At 34.6% G+C, this 5,012-nt stretch carries 5 protein-coding genes; 1 reads left to right on the top strand and 4 read right to left on the bottom strand.

The annotated features are described in order from the left end of the window. Positions 1 to 144: 144 nt before the first annotated feature. Entirely contained in the window at positions 145 to 2,238 is a 2,094-nt protein-coding gene (locus tag ACKI67_RS05825) for an Ig-like domain repeat protein (RefSeq protein ID WP_407462497.1), read from the top strand. 243 nt (positions 2,239 to 2,481) lie between these two features. Here the strand turns inward: ACKI67_RS05825 and ACKI67_RS05830 are convergent, their stop codons facing one another. The 4 genes from ACKI67_RS05830 to ACKI67_RS05845 form a co-directional block, all read right to left on the bottom strand. Next, the gene (locus tag ACKI67_RS05830) at positions 2,482 to 2,820 is read right to left on the bottom strand and encodes a DUF2149 domain-containing protein (protein ID WP_407462498.1); all 339 of its coding nucleotides are present in this window, start codon (positions 2,818 to 2,820) and stop codon (positions 2,482 to 2,484) included. Between the two features lie 49 nt (positions 2,821 to 2,869). Next, a complete protein-coding gene (locus tag ACKI67_RS05835; protein WP_407462502.1) occupies positions 2,870 to 3,532 on the bottom strand; it encodes a MotA/TolQ/ExbB proton channel family protein in 663 nt (220 codons plus the stop codon). Between the two features lie 69 nt (positions 3,533 to 3,601). Then, a complete protein-coding gene (locus ACKI67_RS05840; RefSeq protein WP_407462500.1) occupies positions 3,602 to 4,318 on the bottom strand; it encodes a DUF2162 domain-containing protein in 717 nt (238 codons plus the stop codon). A gap of 219 nt (positions 4,319 to 4,537) precedes the next feature. Further along, positions 4,538 to 5,012 (bottom strand): Panacea domain-containing protein (locus ACKI67_RS05845; RefSeq protein WP_407462501.1); only part of this gene is annotated, 475 nt, incomplete at its 5' end.

Here is a 5,012-nt window from a genome sequence, read left to right on the forward strand (position 1 = left end):
CGTGTATCTAAATATTTATTAAATTCTTTTATTTTTATGTAAATAAATAATATTATTTTTCTTTTTTAAAAAAAAGTTTAATTATTTGTTTATATTTAATATAATCAATAAAAATATTTTTAATTTATTTAATGAGGAAAAACTATGAAAAATAAAATGTTACTTATCGTAGCATTAGTCCTTATGACAATAGTTTCACTTGGTGCTGTATCTGCAGCAGATGATGTTATAGATGACCTATCTTCATCTGATGCAAGTGAAGATGTCATAGCAGAAGATGGGGGAAATCCAGAGCTTAGTTCAACAACCCTCGATATCGACAATACAATGACTAATGCAGAAATTCAAGAAAAATTTGATAATCTAGAAGACAATACCATCATTAATTTCGCTCCTGGCGAATACAATGATGTCCAATTAAAAATCGATAAACAAAAAACAGTTGAAGTTGACGATGTTGATGAAGAAGGAAATCCTAAATTGGATGATGAAGGAAATCCTATCAAGAAGATCATCACTGAAAAAATTACCTTGAACAATATCATAATCAATGGTAACGGTGCAACTTTAACCGGCCATCCTCCAATGTCCAACTACTATGATGGTGTCTTTGAAGTGGCTAACGTGAACGGTTTCACCCTCAGCGGATTCAATTTCATCTGCCAAGGGGTCACTCAAGCCAACATGAAAACTCCATCCTGCGTTATCATCTTCAACACATCTAACGGTATAGTTGAAAACAACAACATCAGCGGTGGACGTTTCGGTCTTTATGTAGGAAGCAAATTCACTAATCCTAACTATGACACCATTGTAAGATACAATACAGTCACTGGTGTAAGCGATATGGGAATCATTTCCTTCGGTTCTGCACGCAGCCATATCTACAACAACACAATCATCAACCCTGCAAACCATGGTATTGATGTAAGACACGGATCTGGGCCTAAGTGTATAGTGGAAAACAATACCATCTATGGTGCAAGAGAAGGTATATATCTCATGCACAGTGGAGGACACAAGGCAATAAACAACACCCTTAATTTCTGTGATATCGGAATTACCTGCTATGGTTCCAACAACATTTTCTGTGATGGAAACAAGTTCCTCAACAACACAAAAATCGGATACTTGCTTGCAAGCGGATACACAAACATTACAATTGGAGAAGAAAATGACTACAGTGGTTTAGTCTTCGTACCTATGCCACCTACCTTCACTTACAACATAGTCAAAGCTAATTCAGATTACATATCCATGACAAGCGGTACCTTCAGCCAAACCGAAGCAACCAACACTACCTATGTGCAAGTTTACTTTGCTGTCGGAGATGAAGAGACCCTTGATCCTGTAGACTTGAAAGCAGACACAACAAATATCATAACAGAAGAGCTTCTCAAATTAAACGATAATGTTACAGTTAAAATTTGGAGAAATGATGACAACAACCACATCGATGCAGGAGAATACATTAATGTAAGCATCGATGGTGTAGAATGCGGTGGAGAATCTGACATTACAGGTGCAGTGTATGTGGACATCACCAAACTTGGTGAAGGAAAACATTATATGACTGTAAAATATCCTGGATACAATGGATTGAAAGAATCCACTTGGAGTGCTGTCTTGCAAATCGGTGAAGATGTTCCTGCTACAAGAGAAATCACTTCAATCGATTACAATAACATGACAACAACTGCTGTTGACACAAAAATTGACGGTAGAATAGGTAATTTCTTCACAATCACCTTAAAAGATTCCACAGGTAAAGCCATAGCAAACAAGCCTGTTCAAATTGGATTCAATGGTGTAGTTTACGACAGAGTCACTGATGATAAAGGTAAAGCTAAACTCCAAATCAACCTTAAGGCTGCAGGCACTTACACCTTTGCAGTTGCATTCCTTGGAGATGACCAATACAACGGATCATTCATTGTAGCTAAGATTGTCGTAAACAAACAGAAAGGAAGTTTGACCGTTCCTGCAAAAAGCTACAAAGCAAGTGCTACCAAAACCTTAACTGCAAGCTTCAAAACCGCAGCTGGAAATCCTGTTGCTGGTAAAAAGGTGACCTTCACTGTAAACGGCAAAACATACAGTGCAACCACTAACGCTAAAGGTGTAGCAACTGTCAAAGTAAGCTTAAACAAAAAAGGAACCTACAAATTCACAGCTAAATTTGCAGGAGACAAGACTTACGCTGCCATCAGCAAAGAGGCTAAATTAACCATAAAATAAGTAAATTACAATTTGTTTCTAGACTTTGTTAATTCAAATTCTAGAACATATTCTTTTTTTTTAATAAAACTTTAAAACTATTGTTCAAATCTCTCTTTTTAAAAATAGCTATTTTATTTATTCAATCAAAAAAAAAGAATCGATAGAATATACATTATCAATTAAAAAAAATAAGCAAAAAAAGATAAATAATAACCCCAATCTATTCAAAAAAAAATAAGCAAAAAAATAAAAGATTGAAAGCTATTTGCCCTCAACCATAATCAGCTTACCTGATGAATCTTGATATACCTTACCCATTTCAGTATATCCTTGACCGGACTTATTGCTTACATCAGGAGTTTCATTCAATTGCTGTCCTTGATCCACTTCACTGACTTCACTTATGTGCTGCATGACATTCTGCTTTTCCTCACTTGTCATGTCACTGTCAAAGATAACCCCTTGCATGTTCCATGAAATTACCAAAAACACCAACAGTCCAACAGCTATCACAAGCATTGCATCCACCAGATTTGCTGTTCCAGCCATAGGATCTTCACTATCTTCAGACAGTCTCTTTCCACCTTGACGACGTACCATTTAAATCACCGAAAAAAATGAAATACCAATTTTTTTAATAGGCCCTGAATTATTTGCCTCTCATTTCATCCTCTTTCTTCAATCTATCCAAAACAGTATCAGCCAAAGCATCCAAATTTGAAAGATATTGCTCATACCATCGTCTGCGTATCTTTCCTGCTACATAAGCCACTGCCCCTGCACCAATACCTACAACAGTGGTGTCGAAAGCAACTATGATTGCACTTGCAAGTACATTTACATCACCGCTACCAAGAGCTGCAAGACCTGGACCCATTGGAATAAGTGTACCCATCAGTCCAAGGGTAGGGCCTATCTTAGTTACAATGTCTGTCTTTTGAAGATTCTTTTCAATCTTGTCCTGTTCCTCTTCAAACAATTTTCTTGCAAGAGCTTTTCTTGTGTCTTGACGCAAGTCCTTTGATCTTGCAATTTCAATCAAGACAAGCTTTTGTGAATGCTGAATAGGTGCGCTTTTAATGATATTTTGAATATCGTTTACGTCCTCACAGTTAGCTATCTTATAAATTAAATCTCTGACTAATTTAACGGGCACTTTCTTGTGAGAACTGTATTCTGATATTAGGCTTCCTATAATATATACAGCGAATATTGCAAATGCCAATAAAAATATGATTACAGGTATCTGTAAACTCTGAGCTATAACATTTAATGCAGAAGTTAATAAATCACTTCCAGGAATAGTTGTCACCATCTAATCACCAAATAATTAAAAATAAAGTTAATTAGTTAATATTTTAATTTGAAAAAAAATTATTATTTAACTGAAATCTATTAGGAAATCCTTCTTTCTTGAAACTATGACTCCGATTATTGCAATTGCACATGCTATGGCAAATGTCAATGCAAGTGAACTTAATGAAGGTATGGTCATTGATTTCATTGACTGACTGAATACCTGTATTATATTTGGAATCAATATTGAAGACAATAAGAAATAAATCCCCAAAAATAGCATGAAGTTTCCAATGACAATAGGATAAGGCTTCTTAAGGAATTTTACTATGACATTTGATGCGAAATATCCTGCCAGTATTACCAAAACCATTGCAGCTGCAACGTATTTGCTTAATGAAAAAGCCCCTAATCCAACTGTAGGAGCAGCCATGATAATGCTTGCTAAAATAGATCCAAAATAGCATGGACAAGGAGCTATTAAAATCATTCTTGTGGTTCTCATCTTATTTTCTTCATGCCTTTTCCACTCTTTTATAGTATAAATACCGGAAAAAATCATGATGACGGCCATAATCAAGAATAAGAGAGAGTTGTATGAATTTATAAAATCAGTTATTTGGCTGGTGTATAAGGAAGCAATAGCTGATAAAAGCATGATTCCTCCTCCATAGCCTAAACATAATAAAGCAAGATTCCTTTTTGATAAATTAGCAAGTCCGCTAGCTATTCCAAGCTTAGTCCCAAATAAGATAACAGCGGCAAAAACCCCAACTTGCCATAATGCACTCAAGATTTCCATAATACACCTAATATAAAAGTTTTTTATTATATTTCGGTGTTATAATTTATGTTATACAATATATAAATATTTTCGTATCAATAAAGAAAAAATAGTTTATATTAATATATTTAAAAAAATATCTGTTTTAAAGAATTTTTACTCATATGAAAATAATTTACATTCAATGAACCAAAAGAATTTTTAACTACAATAAAATAATTTACATTCAATAAGATATTAAACGATTTTCACAAATACCTTATCTTCTTCTTTCGGTTTTCTCATAAACACCAAATCATAATCAATGATGTCAGCGTATTGTGTTTTCCTTGGCGGTACGTCCCTAAGGGAATATTCTCCTATCTGCTTTCCGTTCATATGACTTAATTCCTTAATGACCTTATTGATGAGAGCACGCTCTTCGTTCTTAAGATTGATTTCAGGTGTCTTTAGGGAAAAATATCTGTTCATTATCTTGCCGCACGGCAATTTTCTTTTTCCTAATCCTACCTTCTTTTCATCCACCAATTCCTTTATGGCCATTTCAAAGTGAATAGGGACAGGACCACGATCCAACTCCTTATATTCCTCATTTGTTATGGATTCCTTATGCAATTCATAATAGTTGAAGTCTGAAAAATAGAGCAATTTATGAATGACTGTTCTTCCAACAGTGTTTTTGAAACCGCATTTGTATATAATGTAATGCACA

Origin of the sequence: Methanobrevibacter sp., from assembly GCF_045577275.1 — an archaeon.
Taxonomy (GTDB): Archaea; Methanobacteriota; Methanobacteria; order Methanobacteriales; family Methanobacteriaceae; genus Methanobrevibacter.